The organism is Flavobacterium branchiophilum FL-15, from assembly GCF_000253275.1.
Lineage (GTDB): Bacteria > Bacteroidota > Bacteroidia > Flavobacteriales > Flavobacteriaceae > Flavobacterium > Flavobacterium branchiophilum.
Genome location: NC_016001.1, coordinates 3,095,405 through 3,114,162 on the forward strand (window position 1 = coordinate 3,095,405; position 18,758 = coordinate 3,114,162).

14 protein-coding genes are annotated in these 18,758 nt (G+C 33.9%); all 14 read right to left on the bottom strand.

Annotated features, from left to right (window positions below; genetic code table 11):
• Window positions 1-67 precede the first annotated feature (67 nt).
• Window positions 68-1,129 carry a DNA polymerase beta superfamily protein gene (locus tag FBFL15_RS13430; RefSeq protein ID WP_014085097.1) on the bottom strand — a complete coding sequence of 354 codons (1,062 nt, stop codon included), beginning with the start codon at window positions 1,127-1,129 and terminating at the stop codon, window positions 68-70.
• Between the two features lie 3 nt (window positions 1,130-1,132).
• A complete protein-coding gene (locus FBFL15_RS13435; RefSeq protein ID WP_014085098.1) occupies window positions 1,133-2,446 on the bottom strand; it encodes an ATP-binding protein in 1,314 nt (437 codons plus the stop codon).
• 105 nt (window positions 2,447-2,551) lie between these two features.
• Window positions 2,552-3,298 (bottom strand): nucleotidyltransferase domain-containing protein, encoded by a 747-nt coding sequence (locus FBFL15_RS13440; protein WP_014085099.1) that lies wholly within the window; start codon window positions 3,296-3,298, stop codon window positions 2,552-2,554.
• A gap of 321 nt (window positions 3,299-3,619) precedes the next feature.
• Window positions 3,620-4,996: an RtcB family protein gene (locus FBFL15_RS13445; protein WP_014085100.1), complete on the bottom strand. Its 1,377-nt coding sequence runs from the start codon at window positions 4,994-4,996 to the stop codon at window positions 3,620-3,622.
• A gap of 102 nt (window positions 4,997-5,098) precedes the next feature.
• Window positions 5,099-6,331, bottom strand: a complete 1,233-nt coding sequence (locus FBFL15_RS13450; protein ID WP_014085101.1) for a type II toxin-antitoxin system HipA family toxin — start codon at window positions 6,329-6,331, stop codon at window positions 5,099-5,101.
• Between the two features lie 5 nt (window positions 6,332-6,336).
• A complete protein-coding gene (locus tag FBFL15_RS13455; protein ID WP_014085102.1) occupies window positions 6,337-6,612 on the bottom strand; it encodes a helix-turn-helix domain-containing protein in 276 nt (91 codons plus the stop codon).
• Between the two features lie 807 nt (window positions 6,613-7,419).
• Window positions 7,420-8,181 (bottom strand): rhamnogalacturonan acetylesterase, encoded by a 762-nt coding sequence (locus FBFL15_RS13465; RefSeq protein ID WP_014085103.1) that lies wholly within the window; start codon window positions 8,179-8,181, stop codon window positions 7,420-7,422.
• A complete protein-coding gene (locus FBFL15_RS13470; protein ID WP_014085104.1) occupies window positions 8,171-9,178 on the bottom strand; it encodes a pectinesterase family protein in 1,008 nt (335 codons plus the stop codon). Before FBFL15_RS13470 ends, FBFL15_RS13465 begins: the two co-directional genes overlap by 11 nt.
• 18 nt (window positions 9,179-9,196) lie before the next feature.
• On the bottom strand, window positions 9,197-10,159 hold the full coding sequence (locus tag FBFL15_RS13475; RefSeq protein ID WP_014085105.1) for a DUF4861 family protein: 963 nt from the start codon (window positions 10,157-10,159) through the stop codon (window positions 9,197-9,199).
• A 5-nt stretch (window positions 10,160-10,164) separates the two neighbouring features.
• A complete protein-coding gene (locus FBFL15_RS13480; RefSeq protein ID WP_014085106.1) occupies window positions 10,165-11,085 on the bottom strand; it encodes an alpha/beta hydrolase in 921 nt (306 codons plus the stop codon).
• Window positions 11,086-11,141: 56 nt separating this feature from the next.
• Window positions 11,142-12,269 (bottom strand): pectate lyase, encoded by a 1,128-nt coding sequence (pelA, locus tag FBFL15_RS13485; RefSeq protein WP_014085107.1) that lies wholly within the window; start codon window positions 12,267-12,269, stop codon window positions 11,142-11,144.
• Between the two features lie 181 nt (window positions 12,270-12,450).
• A complete protein-coding gene (locus FBFL15_RS13490) occupies window positions 12,451-13,683 on the bottom strand; it encodes a glycoside hydrolase family 88/105 protein (RefSeq protein WP_231847470.1) in 1,233 nt (410 codons plus the stop codon).
• Between the two features lie 28 nt (window positions 13,684-13,711).
• On the bottom strand, window positions 13,712-15,514 hold the full coding sequence (locus FBFL15_RS13495) for a RagB/SusD family nutrient uptake outer membrane protein (RefSeq protein ID WP_014085109.1): 1,803 nt from the start codon (window positions 15,512-15,514) through the stop codon (window positions 13,712-13,714).
• Between the two features lie 19 nt (window positions 15,515-15,533).
• On the bottom strand, window positions 15,534-18,737 hold the full coding sequence (locus FBFL15_RS13500; protein ID WP_014085110.1) for a SusC/RagA family TonB-linked outer membrane protein: 3,204 nt from the start codon (window positions 18,735-18,737) through the stop codon (window positions 15,534-15,536).
• Window positions 18,738-18,758: the final 21 nt, after the last annotated feature.

Consider the following 18,758-nt stretch of genomic DNA (forward strand, 5'->3'; position numbering starts at 1 on the left):
AATTCATTAATTTTTGAAAAAAACCAAATCGGAAAACTTTTTTTGAACGGATTAATTAAATACCGTTCTATTCTTGATACAAAATTTTTCGCATTTCGATTAAATTTTCGATGCTTTTCTTTGAGTTGGGTTCGTCGATAAGTGTGCTTGTTGCATAGCTTTCCTCTATTTTTTCAATCAACGATTCTGCTTGCTGCATCAAAGAGTTATAATCCAATGTACCTGCTTTGATGGCTAACAATTCTTCTCTATTGGTTACCCGTATTTGAAGCGAATTGGTTGATAAAATCTGATAGGCCGATTGTAACAAACGCATGGTGTGCATCATGTTTTTACTGTCATAATTTTTGCCATGCTGCTCGTTTGTTTCATACCGTTGTTGGTTGCGTTTGTTTACCCAATCCCAATATTCGGCATATTGTTTACAATAAACCGAGTAGCCATCTGCATGGCAATATAAAAAGGCCTTTTCTTTTTCCCCTTTCGGAATTGACGAAAGAGCTACTTCATTGGAAAGTTCGGATTTGATAATTCCTTTATAACCTTTACTTTTGGTTGTATCATAATAAAGCGCATAAACCCCTTTGACATGCGGGATATTTACCAAACCGCAATTGGCTTGATCAATAGAATTTGATGCCATCCAAGCGGGAAAGCTAATGCTATTATTTCCTTCAATTATATAACAAAAATCCAATACACTTTTACGTTCTTTCTCCATTGGATTTACAATTTTTTTATGGAGTCCTCGTGCTTTTTTTATTTGTGTATAAGCATAGCCGGCAAACGAATCTTTGCATAATTTGGATAAAAAATCCTGTAGCTGTAATCGTTCCATGATTGGATGTTTGTATAAAATGCAGTCGTCTGGAGTGGCTAAAATTTCTAAAATATTGGGATTATTTTTGAGTAAAAGTTCAACAAATCGTCCTAATTCATAATACACCTCATCATTGGTTTCGTTACTTATTTGCGGAATATAATTCAATCCGAAAAAACAGTTTTTGGGCAAATAAAATACGCCTTTTATATCCGTGTCAGAAGTTGGAGTGTCTAATCCAAAAGATTTGCTTCCTGAAATTACTTCAAAAAGGATAAGATTATGGTTTTTAAGGTCTTGAATGGTCATATTTTACTTTTTTTGAATAGCAATACCGATTGCATAAATGGGAATAATTTTTATTTTTTCGATTTCACCAAAATTTTCTAAAGAGGTTCTAATACCAAATGGGGTGTTTTTTTCTTCCAAAAAAAGATACATACTTTGCATGGCTCCTTTAGTTCCTGCTTTTACCTCAATTGGAATAATGTCCTGGTTTTGTTGGATTACATAATCTACTTCTGCTTGACTATTCTTGGCTTCACGCTGCCAGTAATATAAACCCGCTAAAGGATCGGGATTGTTTTTTTGGAGTTCCAAACCCACAAACAATTCGGCAATTGTACCTTTATTTATTAAATTGAGATCGTCATTTAAAAACAAAGGTGCCAAATCCAAACCCAACAATCGCTGATATATTCCGGTGTCAAAAACCAAAATTTTTCGCTTTTTAGGATTAATTTCTGCACCCAGAGGAATGCCATTACAAGCCGAATGGGTTACAGTATATACCAATCCTGCCATTTGCAAAAGCTCTATTGCTTCTTTTACTTGATAATTTTTGTAGTCCGAAAGCAGCGAATACGAATATTTGGTACCCACCTGCATTATGACGTTTCTAAATACTTCTTGAATCCTTATATGAGGCACTCTTGATTTATATTTTGAAAAATCAGCTTGATAGGTTACTATCAATTCATCCAAAACTTCTTGTACTAAAGCATAGTTTTGGGTTTTTACAAAAGTAGCAACCGCCTCTGGTAAACCCCCAACAATTAAAAACGATTTTAATAGTCTGATTGCTTTTTGGTGAACTAAATCTGAAATTGGTTTCGTTGTTGTAGCGTTTTGAATGGCTTTTAGTAATAATTCTTCCTGCATTGCTATTAAGAATTCTTCAAAAGTAAAAGGGTACACAAACAAATTTGAAATTCTTCCTACTCCAAAAGAAGGCAAATCGGCTAAAGCAAATTCTAATAAAGAACCTGCGGCAACAAGATGCAAATTATTCTTTTTTTCAAAAAAATAACGCAACATTTTAATGGCATTGGGAGCTGCTTGTATCTCGTCTAAAAACAATAAAGTCTCTCCCTCAATAATAGGAATTCCAACGATAATTTCTAACTGACTACAAAGTTCTTCAATGCTCAAATTGCCTTCAAAAAGGGAAACCAATTGCGGATTTTCGTCAAAATTAATTTCAAGAAAATAGGTAAAAGATTGCCCTAAATGTCTAACTGCCGATGTTTTTCCAATTTGCCTTGCACCTCGCAACAACAAGGGTTTTCGGTTTGCTTTGGATTTCCAATCAGCTAATTTTTGGTCTATACTTCTTTTGAAATACATAACGTATTGTTTTTGATGCAAATATAGTTATTTTTGAAAAAATCCAAACCAATAATTGCTTCTTTTTTGAAAAAATCCAAATCAATACTTCATTTTATATAGAAATTAGCGTATTAATTCAAAGAAAAAAGCATCAATTTCTGCACCCATTTTCTTTCCGCTTTTCAATCCGGCCGCATTTTCTTGATTGAACAACATGGTTTGCACTAAAAAATCGGTTATCTCTTGCTCTTTGGGATGTAAATATTTTTCATTTTGATTTTTTTTAACTTCCATTAAAAACGCCACTTTTTCTTGAATATTTGGAGGTGCAATTGGCAACAACGCTTCAAAAGCAACTGGCGGAATACTATTGTTTTCAATAATCCACTTTCCAGCCAAAGCCGTCCGAAGGGCATAAAAATAATTTTTAAGTTTGATTTCTTCAGCTTGACAAAGGGGCATAAAATTTTTTGTGGTTCCCAAATAATGATGCAAACATGCTATGGGAGAAAAACAGTCTAAAGCCAACTCCCTCATTTTATTCATAACATCCTCATTTTCTAAATATACAATAGGCGAAAACAACCACTCCAATAGCGAAGCATTGGATTTGGCTAACAATAATAAGGTTTTCCGAAGATCCCAACCGCTTCCGTCTAAATCGTCTGTGGTCATAAATTCAATGGTGTCTGCTTGTTGTCGAAGCGACAAATAATAATCCAAATTGTGCTTGTAAATAAATCGTATGTCGTAATCACTGTCGGGTGAGGCAAACCCCCAAGCCCGACTTCCCGACTCTACCGCAGTAAGTAGTTCAACTCCTTTTTCAAGAGCAATTTCCCGAAGTTTTTGATGGATTTTTTGTTTCATTTCTATGATTTTTTATAATTTTTTCCAACGGATTGAAATCCGTTGCTACAAAATGAATCGTCTTTTTTCCAACGGATTAAAATCCGTTGCTACATAATGAATCGTCTTTTTTCCAACGGATTAAAAACCGTTGCTACATAATGAATCGTCTTTTTTCCAACGGATTAAAATCCGTTGCTACAAAATGAAACGTATTTTCAACAACGGATTAAAATCCGTCGCTACAAAATGAATCGTCCCTACGGGACTTAACTGGAAATTTGCAATCGCAATACATTAATAGGGCTGGACTAAAGTCCAGCCGTTAATTTAAATACCCGATTATCTCCTTCTCCAGGGTGCGTTTTTTTCCCAATTTCCTGCCATGATGCACCCATAAGGCATTACCTCATCAATAACCGTTCCCAGTCCGAAGGTTTCCATTTGCTCGCGCACCGAAGCGGCATTTTTATAAGCCGATGGCAATTCGGAAATATCGATTTCATTGGAGAAAAAACGAACATCCAAGCCTTTGGTTTCCTCCTCAAAAACGGCTTGCATGGTTTGATGGGCTTTGGTTTTTTTATGTTGGGTTCTGCTGGTATTTCTTCCGGCTCCGTGTGGTGCAAATCCTAAATTGCTCTCGGTTGTTGCGCCTTCCACAATCAAAACGGGTTCTGCCATGTTCAACGGAATCAATCTTGGACCAGTAATATCGGGCATAAACTTTGGATCTAAAGGCGTTGCTCCCTTGGCATGATAAAACAAATCGCCGTCCTTGAAAACAAAATTATGTTCGTTCCAAAATCTCGCTTCTTTTTCTTCGTTTAATTTTTCTAAAGTGGCGTCGTGAATGCATTCGTGATTCTTCTTTGTCCACGAACGGATGATTTGCAAAGCCTCCCAATACATTTTTCCTTCGGGTGTTTCATACGGAATCCAAGCATTTTGTTTCAAGGTTTTTGGCGAAAGCACTTTTCTGAATTTTTCTGCCAAATGCATTCCTTTTTTAAACAAATTGGCACCCACTCCTCTACTTCCATGATGTGTAACCAACATGGTGTTGCCTGTTTTTTTGGAAATACCAACAAACAAAAAATGATTCCCATCGCCTTGAGTTCCAAGATGTGAACGTGCCACACTCATCATTCTCTGATCATTCAAAAGGGCATTCGATTCAAATTGTTCCAAAAGTTCTGCTGGAAAACGGAATTGGTCTTCTCTACTTCTTCCGCCGCCGCCAAAATGTGTAATTTCGTGAGCGGCATCCAATACGGTTTTTGGGTCTGTTTTTCCAAAATCCGTTAGCATCACCGAGCAACAAATATCGGCACTATGCATCCCTGGGTGAATGGCGTTTTTGGCAACCACAACACCACCCACAGGAATGGTTCCAATAGATCCTGTCGGACAAGCATCGGGCATAATGGCGCCTTTGATTAAGGTTGGGGTTTTCATTAATTCCATCATGGTTTGCACCACATCGGTTTTGTTTTTTTCTTCTAATTCATTGTCAGCCAAAATGTTTTGGTAAAAATCAACAGGAACTTCGTGCAAATCCAAAGGAGCAGGTGCTCTAAATTGTTCCAAATAAACCATCATTTCCTCTTGCGATAAATCATTAGCGTTGATATATGCAATTGCGTCTTTGAACCACGCCCCTTGATAAAATCCTAAGGCGATCAAATCTTTACCCGAAAATGTTCTGTTTTCTTTCATAATTTCATTCTTTTAATATTCTGATGCAAAGATGAACGAGCAAGTGCGTAATTATTTTGCGTAGTAAAAAATTTTAGCATTAAAATTTTAAATTATTAATTATCAGTATTTTATCAATTTCAGAATCGTGTTTTTGATGGTTTTTATAGCCATATTAGAAACTTCATGATTTTTTGCTAAAGTTTCCCATTGTTGTATGGCATTTTTCACTTCATCAATAATGGAATCGGGTTGATTTAATCCAAATACTTTGGCTAATTCTTTCAAATGTAGAACACTTGGGTTTTTATATTCGCCAGCAAAACTTGTGCTGTGTGTTCCCATGGAAGAAGATGAAAAAGTTAAATCATAAGCCGGTGCAAATTGCCAAATCCCATTTTTATTCATCAAAAACGAGAAATTTTTACTATGATCGTCTCTGTTATGAGTTAATAAATTGAAGGTTGCCAATCGAAATATTTTTTCATAAACCGCCGTATTTTTTTCCATTTGAAAAGCAGCATCCATCAAATGCCCATAATCTAAACTGCTCATTCTGAAATCATCATGCAACAATCCGCTGATGGAATGCAAATGTTGTCTGCTGTTTTTATTTCTGTCAAAACGTTTGGTGCCAAAATAATAGCGCCCTGATTTTCCTTGGAACAAACGACAAGGCATCATTTCAATACCTGCCAAAAGCGCCATTTTGTGATAGACATATTCAATTTGGGAAGCATCTGGAGCATCAAAAGAAGATGTAAATTTAATAATCCAATGGTCGAAACCTTCTGGTAAATGGTCGAAACTTGGGATAATTTGATGGGTTTCAGGGTTATAGCCAACATTAATTTTCGGTCTTGCTCCCCCAGATGAACCTCCAAAAAGAAATAACTCATCAAGCACTTCAGTTGCCGTTCCGCTAAGTACCAATTGCATTTGTGTATGCAAAAAATCCAAGTCAATTTCTTGATTATCAATTTCTTCTATCTTTTGAATGGGTTCGTAAATCAAAGCACCATTTCCAGTTTTTCCCACAATTGATAATCGGTCTAAAGGATTAATTGTTTTACTAGTTTTTCCTTTCGATTGTAAATACCTATCAACCAACAATTTTCCCCAACCATCTGGCAATGAGTCATTAAAAACACCAAATAAGCCATCAAAAATAGTGTTGGGTAGTTGCTGCACACTTGCGTTAAAAGGTAATTTGAATGGCGAAATGTTGATTCTTTTCTCTAAAAAAGCATCAAAATATTTGAAATAAATCTTGTTGTTTAGCAAAATTAATTCGCCCACTTTCTGTGGTTCTGAATCAAATAAAAGGGCTACTTCTAGTTTTTCAATCGTTTTCATTTGCTTTATTTTTTACTAAAAAGTTTCTCAATTTCGGAAGTGTCTTCTCTATAAAACAAAAGATCAAAATCCTTTAAACAATCAAAAAAATGAGCCAATTTCAACAACGATTCCAAACTAATTTGTCCTGTGGTTTCAAAGCGTTTCAAACTTCCCAACGAAACACCGGCTCGTGTGGCGACTTCTTGTTGCGTAAATCGCCGACTTTTTCTCAGTTTCACCTCTCTTTTAGCAATTTCTAGCAACACTTCCGAAGGTTGTTTGTTTATCGTAAAACGCATTTTATGTGTTTTTATTAAAAAATAATATAGCCAACATATTAGCTATTTTAATGCAAAAATACAAAAAAAAATTAATATATTAGCTATTTTAAAAGTAAATAAAAGTAAAAATAGGGATTGGTTTTTTAATTATTTGGGCAGCTATTCCGCCCTCCGTTCCCGCTTTTTTTTCTTGCCGAAATCAACTAACCGCACAGGCAAGAAAAAAAGAGCTCCACTCAGGTCGGGCTGCGGGCCTCCACATTTCAAACTAATGTATTGCTAATTTAAAATTTTTCATCTTGTTCACTTTTTTTAGCATTCTTTAACCCAAATTACGCATTAGACTTCGTAATGAAATCTAAAAATACAATAAAAATAAGTGCTCACGGACTTTTTAAAATTTTGGAATATATTAATATTTTAACATTTTAAAAAGGAGACATCGTAGATTGATGAACACCAAAAAAACAATATTAAAAAGTGAATAAAGTGCTTATTTTTGAAGTAGTTTTAGATTGTAATAGATTTCTAATGCGTAATTTGGGTTTAATATATAATCAAAAAAGCCATTGCAAATTCTAACTTAATGGTTTTTAATGCCTTACTGTTTTTAATAAAATATTTATTTTAAAAACACCTAACGAAAATCCAAGCTCCAAAGCGGAAATCAGTGCGTTAGCAATGGCATTGAGAGGGTTTTTTATCGAATCAAACCCAAAATAAATCGGGTCTTTTGAAAAAATTGCTAGAGAAAATGATGTTTGGCACACATCAGAAATCACTAAAAGTTATTATAGACTGCCCAAACTATTGAAAATTATGGATTTAAAAACGTTCTTTATCCACAACTTTCTTTAATTTTTTAACAGAAGTATCTTCTATTGAAAGTAGAGTTTGGGCCACTATTTTTGAAATTTCGGTTGCACCTAGCAAGGAATAATGCGTGTTGTCTTCTTTGCCATTTGGGTAATATGGATTTTCTCCTGCAATGAAGTGTAGATGTAATTTTTTTGAATTTTCTGGACCATAAGACATTTCTAATTTTTCAGATAAATATTCTAAGTCAATAAAAAGGACTTCATATTCTTTTGCAATCAATCGGGTTTCTTGGGTATAATCGTTATGAGTGCTTACTAATACGCCTTGTTCGTTAAAATTTCTTCTTGTAACTGAAGAAAATAAAATAGGAATTGCTCCTTTTTGGCGGGTTTCTTGAACAAATTGAATCAGGTTGTAACGATAAGCCGTGTGTGGGTTTGTATATCTAATAGAATCGGTTACTTTGCCATCATTATGCCCAAATTGAATGAAGACATAATCGCCTCGTTTTAAATTTTTATAAATTGAGTCCCATCGTTTTTCATTCAAAAAGCTTTTAGTGCTTCGTCCATTAACTGCTTTGTTGATAACGATTGCATCGCTGGTTAGAAATTTTGGAAACACTTGCAACCAACCGTGTTCTGGATTTTCATTTGGATGCACTTTATCTGCCATTGTTGAATCGCCAATGCCATAAATGGTTACTTTTTGGGCATACCCATTAAACAGAAACAGTAGAACTAATATTAAAAGTATGTTATTTTTCATTTTTTAAAAATTTTTGAATCGTATTAAAAAAATCGGTTCCTAAGCACTGTTTCATTTCATATTTCTTTGCCTCTATTTGATTCAATTGATGCGACCATTGTACTCTATTATTTGTATTAGACCCATCTCCAACGGATTGAAACTCGGCATAAAAAGTTGTTTTCTCTGCTTCTGGTTTTGACCAATTGTGCCAGCCTTCTGGATCAATATGTTTTTCAAGAATACAATTCAAAAGGACTGTTTTTGCATAAATTCGCCATGGTCTTCCAAGATATACTTTTGTGGCATTTGAATCTGCAATAAAATGACATGATTGAAAAACAAAACCATATTTTGACTCTTCGGGAGTTGAAGCTGCTGTAATATAGGAGTTTTTCTTTGATTTGATTTCGCAACAATCAAAATAAGCGGTTGCATTACCAAAAATAAAGTCGGTAGTACCTTCAATAGTACAATTTTTATAATACTGCCTTCCTTTGCCAGAGGCGTATAATGTATCTTGATTCCCAATAATATTGCAATCTACAACCATAACGTTGTCAGAAATAACAGACAAAGCTATTGCTTGACCAATTGCACCAGACGCGTTTTCGATTGTCAAATTTTTTAATATCACATCATTACTTTCAATTAGTAAAGTATAGGTTAAAAAAGTACTGTTTTTTCCAACACCCATTTTATTGAAATTGTCATCATGGGTTATGATTGTATTTGCTCTACTTTCGCCTAATAATATGATATTGGTATTCCATTCATTGACTTTTATTTTTTCTTTATAAACTCCGTTTTTAATAAAAATTGTAATTCTTTCATTAGGAAAAGATGCACAATCATTTATTGCAGCTTGGATAGAGACATAATCACCGGTGCCATCTTGAGCCACAATTTTATAAAAATCAGTGTTCTTTACTTTAAAGCAATTGGAAAACCCTTTCACCCCAAGTAAAAAAAAGATGATGATAAGAATGGGAGTTGCTTTTTTGAAATTGACAATCATAAATGCACCGTTTTATTATTAAATTTTATTTTTCTTTTCTAATTCTTCTAATTTTTGATCTAGATATTTATAAAATTCTTCTTGTGTTTTTATGCCTTCTTTTTCTTGTTCCCAAGCACCTAAAAGATAAAAAGTTACTTCTTTTTTGGTAGGTTTAAAAATTATTAAATGATCAAATTCGGCTTCTTTACGTTCTTTTACATCTGCAACTTTATAAAAAACAGCCATTCCTAAATTATCGGGGACTAATGATTGCTTTCCGTAGGTTGCCATATAAGCCCATTTTTTGTTTTCACTTGTTTTTGAGACTAAATCAATAGCTTTAAATTTTACAATTCCTGTGCAAATGCCCTCTATTTTTTTTGAGGTTTGAATGGTGTGTTTGGTGTAGCGACTATCCGAATCAATTGTTAAAGTGGATTGAAAATCTATTTTATCCGAGTTGGTTTCCCATCCTTTATAGTTCACAATTACAGAAGATTGCTTTTCTTTGTTTTCAATAGTTACAAAAGTGGAATCTACTTTTTGAAAATGCAACACTTCTGAACCTGAAAATCGTCCAATGGCTCCAATACCCAAGCCTTTACCAACTTTCAAAATGTCCATTCCCCAAGGGCTTTCATGATGATACGATTCAAAACCATCTAAACCCACTTTTGAAAGCACCAATGTATCTGTAACTTTTCCAAAAATATCGATGCAATTTCTCCAATCTAAATATAACCTGTAGGCAATTTTATTTGATTCCCAGCCTGGTCCTTCATATCGAATAAAAAAAGAATGATCCCAATGCGATTTTGGCACTTTTAAATTGGATACATTTACAAAAGTACCGCCTTCATATTTTTGACCAACCCATTTGCCACCTTCTTTGATGGACAGTTCAGCATAGGTTTTGGGTTGTTCCTTTGGAAGTGCATTTTGAGCTGAAACCGATAATTGCAACAATAGCAGCACAGTGATTATCTTTACTATTTTCATTATTATTATTTATTAAAAATTGTGTTTAAAAATTGTGTAGAAGAATTTACAACTTCTTCAAACCACGGGTGAAAAAACCAGAAGGAATGAGGAGCATTAGCAATATTTTTTACTTCATAGTGAATCCCATAGTCTCTTAACTTATTGATCATGTCATTCTCTCCGGCATGAAAACGGGTAATTGGACTATTTATAAAAAGTATGGGGGGTGTTTTACTGTTGCAATGTTCTAGTGCAGAAGCTTCCTTCCATATATTTGGCACCTCTTCATAACTTCCGTTTAACCACAAAGTTGCTAGTTTTCCTTCTTGAGACTCTGGGTGGTTAAAAGCTAAAATCCCGTCGAGATTGATAATGGCTTGAACATCTGAATTATTATTTTCAATATGCTCTTCAAATTTTCTATTGCCATTTGTTGTTCCTATTAAAGTTGCCATTTGCCCACCCGAAGAACATCCTAATACAGCAATTTGATTTTTGTTTATTGAATATTTTTGTGCGTTTTTTTTAACAAATTGTATTGCCGATTTAATATCCAATATCCCAGCAGGGAATTTTGCTTCGTCTGACAATCTAAATTCAACGCAAATACAGGTAAAACCATTAGTTGCAATTTCGTGAGCTAAACTATGCATTTGTGTTTTGTTGCCCGACTTCCAACCGCCACCATGAATAAGTATAACTCCCGCATGACTATTGTTGTCTTTTTTGATAAATATATCTAAAGTTAAATTTCTGTTTTGTATTGTTTTATAAGAAACATCATTAAATAATTGTACCTTATTATTAATTGGAAAAACAGCTTTTTTGATAAACGGAAATTTTTTTACTTCTTTATTATAAGTACTATGAATGGTATATGACGTATCAATGATAGCTTGAGAAAAGCAGCAATTAAAAGTCAAAAATAACAATAGCACTTTCATGATTGTAATCGATTACAGATTTATAACTTTATAAAAATAGTCGTTTCATTATCTATTTATTTTACTTTTAGATTTTCCTTCCACTTTGGATATTTTTTCAAGACTTCTTTAGGTTCGTTTCCATACCATTTATAACCAGTTCTTCTTTCATATCCAATTTCAGATAAAGCCTGTTTTTTAATGCCATCTCTATCACAAAAAAAAGGTTGATTGTTATTCAATTCCATAAATCGTGCCCAAATTGGTTCTGCATCAAGGCTTTCAACCAGAACTTTGTCTGTTTTTTGCTCCTTTTCAATTGGAATACTAATCACTTTATATCCTACTATTTTTGTAGCTTCAAACCATTTATGAGCCGCTTCCACCGATTGGATTATTTCTACTGAAGGATTTTCAATAGCCATTAGTAATAATACAATTTTAGCCGATTCACTTCCGCTTAAAGATGCCAATTCAAATGCTCTTGCGTTTGCAGGTGCCAAAGAAAATTCATCATATTGAGCACACCAACCTGTCAAAACACCATTTTGCAAATACTGTGTTTTTAGGATACATTGGATTCCTTTATCAAATGCAATAACCGATTTAGTGTAAATTTCTGTTGGAATTTCAATGGTGTTATACTTGGAATGGACTTTGATAACGTGTAAAATATTTAAGATGTTTGCCATCAAATCATCATTATAGGTAATGTGTGTGTAATAGCCTTTTTTTAATGGATAAAATTGCGGCCAACCTCCGTTATCATACTGAGCCACAAGCAAATAGTTCAATCCTTTTAAGAAAGCATTTTTATATTTTTCCTCTGGAAAATGACGATACACATTAGCCAAAAAGACCATTTCTTGGCAAGTTGCACCATTATCAGCCGTACAGCCTGTTGGGTCGTTTTTTATTTTTAGCAATTGACGCACCTCATTATCAGACAATGAATTTTGCATTTGAATATTTTTGGGCCAACCACCAATATCTCTTTGATATAACAGTACATTTTCAGCAATGTTGTGAGCCTCTTCAGATCCAAACCATTGCTCCTCTTTTGATGCCATAAATTTATTCCAATCAGTAACTTTTTCTTGTGGTTTTGTTTGCTTGGTGCTTTCTATAGCTTTAGCATCTTGTGCAATTGACTTGCAAGAAACCGTAAAAAACAATACCATTAATAGAATTGAAAATTTCTTCATTTTTATAAATAATTTAAAGCAATCTCATTTTTTGTTAAACAATATAGAATCAAATTCAATATGCAAAGTTACAAAACCAAATTTATAAGCATTCCCTTTTCATTTAATGCTTCCAGTCTATTTTTGAAATCAAATAATTTGTCGTAACTAATTGATTTACAATTAAAAAAACTTCATATTACTATCTATTTAATTCTAAAGCAGCCAAAATAAAAGGACCCGTTGCTTTTGGATCATCGTCTTTTTTTCTTTCATTTATGTAATAGGAATATGACCCATCTCGATACGGTTTGCCTCCTAAACCCGCTACTGCACAAGCCTGAGTAATATGTATTTGACCATCAGCATCTGTTTTTATTAAATCTTTTATAAGTGCATCAAAAGCTTTATTGGCCATTTTAAAATATTTTTTTGGAAGATATCCTTTGTTTGCTCCTTTTGCCAAAGCATAAATAAACATAGAAGATGCAGAAGATTCAATATAATTTCCTTCACTTGATCCTTTATCGGTTACTTGATACCAAAGTCCCGATTGATCTTGTTGCTTGATGATACTTTTTGCAATTTGATTTAAATAATTTACTAATTCTTTGTGCCTTGGATGTTCTTTTGGAAAAAAATCCAAAACATCAACTAAAGCCATCATGTACCACCCCATGGATCTAGACCAGAAATTTGGTGAGCACCCAGTTGTTTTATTTGCCCACGGCATTTGCTTGCTTTCGTCCCAACCATGGTACAATAAACCCGTAGTGGCATCTGTTGCATTTGCTTGTATTATTTTGAATTGATTGGAAACATCATCTAAATCCTTTCCGTTTTCAAATTGAGTTGTATAATGCGTATAAAAAGGTGTGCCCATATACAAGCCATCGAGCCACATTTGATTTGGATATATTTTTTTATGCCAAAAACCACCACTTTGTGTTCGTGGTTGATTTTTTAATTGATTTCTCAATTGTTGCATTACCTTTAAATACCTTTCATCTGCTGTTGTTTCATACAAATCAAAAAGGATGTTTCCTGCTGCAATCATATCGATATTAAAATTGTCATATTGATACGATTGTACATTTCCTAGACTATCTATGGTTGCATCTGCATAATTTTTTACATAGTCAAAATATTTTTTATCATTTGTTTTTTGATATAATTTTTGAAAAGAGGACAAAACCAAACCGTGCACATAATCCCATTTGGGTGCTGTTTTTTCATCAATTTGAAAGGCTTCAGGATGTCGTTTCATGATCGACAAAGCCATTTTTTCAGACCATTTTATTGTATTCGGAATTTGATTTATTTGAGCAAATCCATTTGAAAAAATAAACAAAATAAAAAAAAGGCAATAACTGTTTTTTTTACACATAATAATGATATGAAAATGAGAGGTTAATTTTATAAATATACCTCTCATTTTTTATTAATAAAAACAAATCAAACTACTAATAACCATAATCATTGGTTAGCTGTCCATTACTAGATTGAATGAACACCAACCAAATTGGCCAAAATTGTCTATTATCTGGATTTACTCCTGCTTTATACAATGAATTTATTTTTGTGTTGTCTAAAACATTCCATGCAAAAGAGGTATAACCAGCCCCAGGATTTGTAAGCTCCCCATGATTTAAACCATAAATATTCAAAGTAACATTATCTGCATTATATTTAAAATATAAAGTTGAAGCTACATCAGCATATTCGCCTGTATGTTGTTGAAGTCTAGACATTTTACTTTTTGCATCGTCTAATTTTGTTTTTAATAAATTCCAACGAATCAATGCTTGTTTACGTTCCATTTCGCCTGTAAATTCAAATTTATGTTCGTCAACAATAGCATTAAACATAGCACTTTTGGTGGTCAAAGCATTCACATAACCATCTACTTTTACAGCATGCTGAGCAGGTGCAAATGCTCTTCTGCGAATTTGTTTCAAATAATCGGCAGCGGCACCGGGACCTTGCAATTCGTTTGCAGCTTCGGCAGCCATTAATAAAACCTCAGCATATCGCATATAAATTTTATTTACACCATCGTCATTGGTAGAAGTTACTCTACGGTTCATCCATTCGTATCGGTATTTACCAAAATACCATTTATTTAAAGCACCTAATTGTTGTTTGGCAGTTGGAAAGCCGTTTGTTAAAACAGTGCTACTTGCTGTTCCATATCTATAAGGCACACAGGTTACATCTCTTCTTGTATCTGCAACATCATAATCATAAAACACGTGAGGAAGAGGGCCTGCAACCCCGCCTTTATTGGTTCCATTGGCTTGAAATTGATCAACTGAAGCGTGTGCAACAGCAAATGTGAATAACATTCTGCCTCTTCCTTCTGCAAATGGAATTTCCCACAAAGATTCACCACCAGCTGCAATATTTTCTTGATTGTATTTTTTCCAAAAAGTTTCAAAAGAAGATTCTAAATGTGCAGAACCACTTTGAATGATAGCAGTACACTCGCTTAAAGCCAATGAATACATCGTTTGAACAGATAATGCGGCATCGTTACTTCTTCTTATGCCATCAGGATATTGTTGAAAACCACTTGCTACCATTGCTAACCTTGCTCGCAATCCTTTTACAAAAGCCTTGTTAATTCGTTCAACGCTAGAAGTAGCAGCACTTTGACCAGGCCAAGGAACAAGAGTAGCAGCTTCACCTAAATCTGCAATAAGTTGTTTGTATATTACATCTCTGTTGGTTTTTGGCAAATAAATGGTTTTTGTACCAATTGGTTCAAAACGAGCAGGTACATCTCCCCAAGTTTTTAATAAGTCTGCATAATAAATAGCTCTCAAAGTTAAAGCTTCGCCCAATAAATATCCCATTTCATTACTAGAAGTTGGGTTTCCATAATTACGAATGCCACGAATACAAATATTGGCACGTTCAATTCCGGCATACATTTGAGCCCAAACGTTATTTGAAGTATTCATTTGACTGTTGTTCGATTTTGCATCATAAGTACACAAATCGGCCTTATCATCTGCAGTTGATTCAGAAGTATTATACCATTCCGAGTCGGTATTGAGTCCGTACCAAGGCAAAAAACGTCCTCTGTATGAGTTGGTTTCACCTAATGGAATTTTGATGCCATCCACAGCACCTTTTGCTAAATCTGGATTAGAAAAAATTACAGATTCATCGAGAGTTGATTCAGACGGAGCGTCTAAATACTCATCACAGGAAGTAAATAATCCTGATATTAATAGGGTCGTAATTAATAATATCTTTTTCATAATTCAATTATTTTATTTATTAAAAATTTAGATTTAATCCAAATACAAACTGTCTGCTTCTTGGATAAGGAGATGAATCTACACCTGGTGTTAAAGGCGTATCTCTTCTTGTTGATACTTCTGGATCTAAACCAGAATATTTGGTTAATACAAATATATTGTTACCTGTTACATAGAATCTGAATTTAGAAACTCCCAATTTGTCAATTAATGACTTTGGTAATGAATAACCCAATGTTAAGGTGTTTAATCTTAAGAAAGAACCATCTTCTACCGCCCAGTCAGAAAAAACAAAACGGTTCATATTTGGAGACCATAAGGTGGTATTGGCATTCAGTGCCGCTAACGCTGTTGGGTCTGTTACCAATTGTCCTGCCGCATTAATATTGGTCCATCGAACGCCACCTGCAGCTTGGGTGCTTAAATTTCTATATTGACCGTTTACATTTGAAGTTGTGTACTCAATTTTATCTGCATTATAAATATCATTTCCATAGCTATAATTAAAAGCGGCAGACAAATCAAATGATTTCAAATTGGCATTAATCACAAATCCACCGGTGTGTTTTGGATTGGCATTTCCAATAACGGTTTGATCCTGAATATTTACTACACCATCTCCGTTAATATCTTTCAATTTCATACTTCCAGGAACAACAGTGCCTACAACAGTAGATGCGTTTGCAACTCCTGGTTTCAAAGTATATATACCACCCGAATAATTGAAATCGGACACTTCATAACGGCCATCATTTTGATAACCATACATCAACCCAATTGGCTCTCCAACATTTACAACGAAATCATTTCCGATAGCCGTTGAAGCCCAGTTTGTAGCTTGTCCAAAATTGGCTAATTCGCCTAATGAATTGATTCTGTTTTTATTAAAACTTATATTAAATCCAAAACTCAATCCATAGTCTTCTTTATCTAATGCAATTAGGTTTAAAGATGCTTCAATACCTGAGTTTTGAATTTCACCCACGTTTCTAAATTGGTAATCATATCCTGTTCCTGGAACTGGGAAACGAACTAATAAATCTTGAGTTAAATTTTTATAAACTTCAACAGTACCATTTACTCTTCCGCCAAATAAGTCATAATCAAGACCAACATTTTGAGTTATGGTTGTTTCCCATTTTAAATTGGGATTTGCTAAAACTTTTGCCGCTGACCAATAATTTGTTACGCCATTAATCCATGCAGATGATGTCGATTGAAAGGTTTGCAAGGTTTGCCCTGTTGGAATATTATTATTTCCTGCCTCACCATAACTTATTCTTAATTTAAGAGCTTTGACCCATGAAACGTTTTTCAAGAAATCCTCTTCTGAAATTTTCCAAGCTACCGCTGCAGAAGGAAAGAAACCCCATTTGTTGTTTCCTAAAAATTTACTAGAGCCATCGGCACGATAGGTTGCTGTAAATAAATATTTATTATTAATATCATAATTTACTCTACCAAAAAATGACACTAATTTATCGTCTGGATTGACAAAATTATTAACCGATTGGGGTTTTCCTTGTGAGGTAAGATTCATGGCGTCTTCAAAATCAAATAATTTTGGCAAAGCATGAATTGTTTCTGTTTTGGTTGTCGATTTATAATTGATAGTTTCTTGACCAACCAGTAATTTTAATTTGTGTTTGCTACCTAATAAATCTTTGAAATCGTAATTTAATGTGTTTGCAAATCTAAATTTATTATCCACTCTGTCGCTTGTAACAAGTGCAGACAACCCTTGATTTTCTGCTAGAGGAATATTGTCCACATAATAGGTTGAACGGCCATAAAATCTATTATCAGAATAAAAATAATTATCAAATCCAAAATCAGATTTAAAATCTAAATTTTTGGCTAAGTTCCATGAAATTGCTCCAAGTAAATTGTAGTTTTTTCTGGTTTGCAAACGATCATTATCGGCAACAGCCACAAATGGATTTACTAAATAAGAAGAAATTGCCTCATCTGTATTATCAGTTGTAACGCCAGTGAGTGAAATTGGGGCATACCCAACAACGTGTCTTAATCTTGAATCGGAAGACGATACTTCATTTTTTTCATTTGCTCCACCACCTCTAATTTCTGTATCAGAATAACGCAAAGTAAACGACAAATCTATTTTATCACTTGCTTTATTTTTTAAATTTAAAGAGATATTATTTCTCGTAAAATCAGAACCAAGCATGATCGCTTTTTCATTATATCTTGTATAATTGAAGTTATAATTGACTTTTTCGTTACCACCTCTAATTCCTAAATCATTACTTTGAGTAGTTCCCGTTCTGCCATAAATTTCTTTTTGCCAGTTGGTTGTTGCTGCGTTTGTAAATTTATTTGGTTGCCAAGCCCCAAACGCACTCACATAAGAAGGCAAAATATTATTTAGTAATGCATATTCGTATTGCCAATTGGAATAATCTTGAGCATCTAAAACATCAATTGTTTTAGCTATTTTTTTATTTCCATAAAATGAATTAAAACTTACAGACACTTTACCGTTTTTGCTTCCTTTTTTGGTAGTGATAATGATGACCCCGTTGGCCCCTCTTGAACCATAAATTGCAGTAGAAGAAGCGTCTTTTAAAACGGTCAGGTTATCAATATCTGAAGGAGAAACATCATTAATGCTATTTACAGGAAAACCATCCACAATATACAAAGGTGCTGCATCTTGGGTTAAAGAACCACCACCTCTAATTCTTATGTTAATTTCTGAATCTGGTGCTCCTTCTGCCGAGGTTACTCTTACACCTGCAATACGACCTGTTAATGTTTCTGCAACGCTTGGCATAGTGATTTTTTTCAAATCATCGCCAGAAACTACTGATACAGACCCTGTTAAATCTGATTTTTTTCGGGTTCCATATCCAATAACAACCTCATCGAGTTTGGCTGCGGTACTTTTCAAAACAATACTTAACGTTTTTTTGTTATCTACGACTTGAGACAATTCCTGAAATCCTATATAGGAAAATACCAGTACACTTTTTGAACTTGATACTTGTATTTTAAATTTACCATCCAAATCTGTGCTTACAGCATTTTTGGTTCCTTTTTCGACTACGTTAACGCCAATTAATGTCAATCCAGTATCGTCAAATACGGTGCCGCTAACATCTATTTTTTGAGAGAATGCACTTTGCCCATAAAGCAAGAACATCAAAACCAAAAACGAAAAAAAACTTTCAGTTCTTTTTTTAAATAAAATTCTAATACTCATAATTTTCTTTTTTTTGTTATT

What these genes read in the sequence shown, in the direction of transcription:
- FBFL15_RS13430 (WP_014085097.1), bottom strand. Translation starts at nt 1,129, where the DNA reads ATGACCATTCAAGACCTTAAAAACCATAATCTTATCCTTTTTGAAGTA.
- FBFL15_RS13435 (WP_014085098.1), bottom strand. Translation starts at nt 2,446, where the DNA reads ATGTATTTCAAAAGAAGTATAGACCAAAAATTAGCTGATTGGAAATCC.
- FBFL15_RS13440 (WP_014085099.1), bottom strand. Translation starts at nt 3,298, where the DNA reads ATGAAACAAAAAATCCATCAAAAACTTCGGGAAATTGCTCTTGAAAAA.
- FBFL15_RS13445 (WP_014085100.1), bottom strand. Translation starts at nt 4,996, where the DNA reads ATGAAAGAAAACAGAACATTTTCGGGTAAAGATTTGATCGCCTTAGGA.
- FBFL15_RS13450 (WP_014085101.1), bottom strand. Translation starts at nt 6,331, where the DNA reads ATGAAAACGATTGAAAAACTAGAAGTAGCCCTTTTATTTGATTCAGAA.
- FBFL15_RS13455 (WP_014085102.1), bottom strand. Translation starts at nt 6,612, where the DNA reads ATGCGTTTTACGATAAACAAACAACCTTCGGAAGTGTTGCTAGAAATT.
- FBFL15_RS13465 (WP_014085103.1), bottom strand. Translation starts at nt 8,181, where the DNA reads ATGAAAAATAACATACTTTTAATATTAGTTCTACTGTTTCTGTTTAAT.
- FBFL15_RS13470 (WP_014085104.1), bottom strand. Translation starts at nt 9,178, where the DNA reads ATGATTGTCAATTTCAAAAAAGCAACTCCCATTCTTATCATCATCTTT.
- FBFL15_RS13475 (WP_014085105.1), bottom strand. Translation starts at nt 10,159, where the DNA reads ATGAAAATAGTAAAGATAATCACTGTGCTGCTATTGTTGCAATTATCG.
- FBFL15_RS13480 (WP_014085106.1), bottom strand. Translation starts at nt 11,085, where the DNA reads ATGAAAGTGCTATTGTTATTTTTGACTTTTAATTGCTGCTTTTCTCAA.
- pelA (WP_014085107.1), bottom strand. Translation starts at nt 12,269, where the DNA reads ATGAAGAAATTTTCAATTCTATTAATGGTATTGTTTTTTACGGTTTCT.
- FBFL15_RS13490 (WP_231847470.1), bottom strand. Translation starts at nt 13,683, where the DNA reads ATGAGAGGTATATTTATAAAATTAACCTCTCATTTTCATATCATTATT.
- FBFL15_RS13495 (WP_014085109.1), bottom strand. Translation starts at nt 15,514, where the DNA reads ATGAAAAAGATATTATTAATTACGACCCTATTAATATCAGGATTATTT.
- FBFL15_RS13500 (WP_014085110.1), bottom strand. Translation starts at nt 18,737, where the DNA reads ATGAGTATTAGAATTTTATTTAAAAAAAGAACTGAAAGTTTTTTTTCG.